Below are 3,349 nucleotides of genomic sequence, written 5' to 3'. Positions count from 1 at the left end.
GGCCTGATCCGTCCGATTGGGGTAAGCACCTCGCCGGCCTCAGTTTTCAGCCACACCCGATCCACATGGAGGGACAGGCTTTCCGCCAGGTCGGCCACGGACTTCTTCCGCGTCCAATCCTCCAGCAACTCGCCGATCTCCAGCAGGAACATGACGGTGCCGGCGGTTCCAAAGTCCCGGCGGCATGCGGAGATGCCGATGGACAGGGCGTCCAGCAGTTCCACCTTGATTTTTCGCCGCCCCAGGCATCGAATGCCTTTGTGAAGGAATGGTACCATGTGCCAGACCACCCGGGCGATCCGCAGCGGGGCAGGCAAAAACAGGGCGGCGGCCCCCTTCATCAGCACCTTGCCCACCAGTTTTTCTTGAAACTCCCGGTTCAGTTCCCGGGTGCTGTGGCTGGGAAGGGTAACCGCTTCCTCCGCCCCGGCCCAGGTGAAGCCGCCGATAGCGGATAGCACCGTCTCCCGATCTCCCGCGTAGGTCACGATGACGCAGCCGGTGCGCTCATGGACCACGGCCTCTCTCGTCCAAGGTTGGCCCTTCAGCCAGGTCTCCAGCAGGTCTGCCTGCCGGAGGGTCATATTTTTCTGCCGGAGCCGCAGGCGCATCCGGCCCCGGCTCTCATGTACGATGGTCGCTCTCATAATCGATCTCTCCTCATGGAAAAAGGGAGCCGCTTACCGGCTCCCTTCCGCGGTTTTTCAGGCCTCCTGGCCCTCTACCTGAGCCTCGGCTTCCTTGGCGGCCCGGGCCTCGTTGATGTCCTTGGCGGCGGCCAGGATGTCGGCGGCGTTCTCCTGGACAGAGGTAACGGTCTCCATTACGCTGTCCTTCATCCGCAGGCCGGCGGCGGTAATGTGGGTATAGGCCTTCTTGGCGTCCTTGCTGGCAAGCAGCTTCACGCCGGCGGAGCCGAACAGAGCGCCGCCCACGAAGCAGGCCAGTTTGACATAGTGCTTCATCGTGAGAGATTCTTCCTTTCTGCTATGTACTTATTTGCGCTTGTAGCCCGTGATCATCACCATGACCATGCAGATCACGGCACCCCAGGCCCAGAAGCGATGTTGTTTCATTCCAATTTCCTCCTGTCCGGAAACAAACTCGTCCCTTCGCATATTAAGATATTATAGCAGAGGAAGAACTCCTTGTATCGCCAAATCGGACAAGGTTATGCCGGTCCGGACATTTTTCGATACATGGCCGGTGTCATACCGTACTGCCGGTGAAAGGCGGCGGAGAACTGGCTGGCGCTGCCATATCCTACCGATTGGGCTACCCCCAGCACGCTGAGGGAGGAGTCCCGCAGCAGCTCCGCCGCCCGTTCCATCCGCCGCTGGCGCAGCCAAGTGTGAACAGGGAGCCCGTACAGGCGGCGGAAGCCCTCCTTGAATGTGGTGGTGGAGAGACAGGCCCGGCGGCTCAGGAACGGAATGGTCAGGGGCTCGTCCAAGTGCTCCTCCATATACCGGCGGATCTCAGCCAACCTCCGCGCCGTCTCACGTTCCAACGCCAGAGTTGCGTCCTCCTGTTCTTTCGGATTGCAGAGCAGATAGAGCAGCTCCACCGATTTCCACACGCACCAGCGCGCACGCTCACTCTGGGGGAGACAGCCCAGGTTGGCAAAGGCCGCCCGGCTCCAGTCGGTTGGCCCCTCCACGGCACAGCCGCCCCGGCTGGCCATCCAGTGCCGCACCCGCCCTGTGTCCAAGGTCAGGCCGCCCAGCAGATCGCAGATGGTTTGCAGGCTCTCCCGGGCGCCCCGGGCATCCACCGCCACCAGAATGCCCGCCAGAGGGGCGTCCACGCTGGCTCCAGACAAATCGGAGAGGTCAGTGAGGAGGAGTACCTGCCGAACGGATGCCGTCAGTATTGTGTTGTCCCTCCGAGTCAGAGTAATTGACCCGGCCAGGCAGAACAGGGCCTCGAAGTGGAGGGGCTCCAACCGGAGGGGCAAGGAAACCGGCTCATCGTGCAGGGAGAACAAACAGGCCCGAGCGCCGGGCATCACCTGTGCCCAGTCCCCCCGGCCCTCCAGAAATTCCGCCAGCATTCGTCCGCCTCCTCTCCATGCCTCGCCGCTTACCGGCCGAACAGCCCCTTCTTTTCCCAGGGCTCCTTCCGGATCTCCCCTACCTCATAGCCGGTGGCGGAAATGGCCGCCCGCAGGGCATCCTCGTCCAGTTCCGTCTCCGCGATCACCGTGGTCTCCTTTTTGCTCCGGGATGAGCTGACCTTCTTCACCGGAAACGCCTTCCGCACCGCGTCGTTCACATGGCTTTCACACATGCCGCACATCATTCCGTTGACCTGAACTGTGTATTTCCACATTGTATGTCCCTCCTGTCTGTCTAAAAAAGTTAGAGAAAGCTAACTCACGAATATAAAAAAGCGCAACTATTCTGGCTGTCCTGCTCAACCCAGCGCCACGTCCAATGCCATCATCAAAGTGAAGCCCAGGGCGAAGGCCAGCGTCCCCACATTGGAGTGCTCCCCCTGGGACATCTCCGGGATCAGCTCCTCCACCACTACATAGAGCATAGCGCCGGCGGCAAAGCTCAGCAGATAGGGCAGGGCCGGGACCACCAGCCCGGCGGCCAGGATGGTCAGCAGCGCCCCCACCGGCTCCACTACACCGGAGAGCACGCCTCCGGCAAAAGCTTTGGCCTTGCCCATCCCCTCCGAGCGCAGGGGCATGGAGATGATGGCTCCCTCGGGGAAGTTCTGGATGGCGATGCCCAAGGATAAGGCCAGGGCGGCCATCATGGTGATCTGTCCCTCCCCGGACAGAAGGCCCGCATAGACCACTCCCACCGCCATTCCCTCGGGGATGTTGTGGAGGGTGACCGCCAGCACCATCATGGTGGAGCGTTGCAGTTGGGTGCGGGGGCCCTCCGCCTGCTGGCTTCGCTGGTGGAGGTGGGGGATCAGATGATCCAGTCCCAAAAGAAATAGGATACCAGCCCAAAAGCCGGTGACCGCCGGCAGGAATGCCCATCCTCCCACCCCGGCGGACTGCTCCATGGCGGGGATCAGCAGGCTCCAGATGGACGCAGCAACCATAATGCCGGAGGCAAAACCGGTCAGTCCGCGCTGCACCCGATCCCCCAGACCCTTTTTCAAGAAAAATACACAGGCAGCGCCCAGGGCGGTACCGAAAAATGGGGTGAGTAGGCTCCAAAATATCATTGCCCCATTCTTGTATCCCTCCTGTCCTTCGTCCACCGGAGCAATTTTAATTCCCACTAATACAGGTAAATTATCTATCCGATAGTTAGTATATGCTAACTACGATGTTTTGTCAAGAATTGTTCGGTATGCACTTACTGTCTACCGTCTGAACATATAG

General features: G+C 60.6%; 5 protein-coding genes and 1 pseudogene. All 6 read right to left on the bottom strand.

All coding sequences use genetic code 11. The features are described from left to right. Positions 1–647, bottom strand: a pseudogene (locus tag QVE23_RS11050) (heavy metal translocating P-type ATPase); the annotation flags it as partial. Positions 648–704: 57 nt separating this feature from the next. Continuing rightward, the gene (locus QVE23_RS09245) at positions 705–965 is read right to left on the bottom strand and encodes a DUF6110 family protein (RefSeq protein ID WP_087236630.1); all 261 of its coding nucleotides are present in this window, start codon (positions 963–965) and stop codon (positions 705–707) included. Positions 966–995: 30 nt separating this feature from the next. Next, on the bottom strand, positions 996–1,076 hold the full coding sequence (locus QVE23_RS11045; RefSeq protein WP_488209270.1) for a DUF6219 family protein: 81 nt from the start codon (positions 1,074–1,076) through the stop codon (positions 996–998). A 95-nt stretch (positions 1,077–1,171) separates the two neighbouring features. Beyond that, a complete protein-coding gene (locus QVE23_RS09240; protein WP_287968011.1) occupies positions 1,172–2,053 on the bottom strand; it encodes an AraC family transcriptional regulator in 882 nt (293 codons plus the stop codon). Between the two features lie 29 nt (positions 2,054–2,082). After that, positions 2,083–2,331, bottom strand: coding sequence for a heavy-metal-associated domain-containing protein (locus QVE23_RS09235; protein ID WP_177675909.1), 249 nt, complete (start codon positions 2,329–2,331; stop codon positions 2,083–2,085). Between the two features lie 84 nt (positions 2,332–2,415). After that, the gene (locus QVE23_RS09230) at positions 2,416–3,189 is read right to left on the bottom strand and encodes a ZIP family metal transporter (RefSeq protein WP_287968009.1); all 774 of its coding nucleotides are present in this window, start codon (positions 3,187–3,189) and stop codon (positions 2,416–2,418) included. Positions 3,190–3,349: the final 160 nt, after the last annotated feature.

The sequence above is a fragment of the Oscillibacter sp. KLE 1728 genome (assembly GCF_934833455.1).
GTDB lineage: Bacteria > Bacillota > Clostridia > Oscillospirales > Oscillospiraceae > Oscillibacter > Oscillibacter welbionis.
The sequence above is the reverse complement of the archived record's forward strand: the minus strand, read 5'-3'. Positions and strand labels throughout refer to the sequence as shown.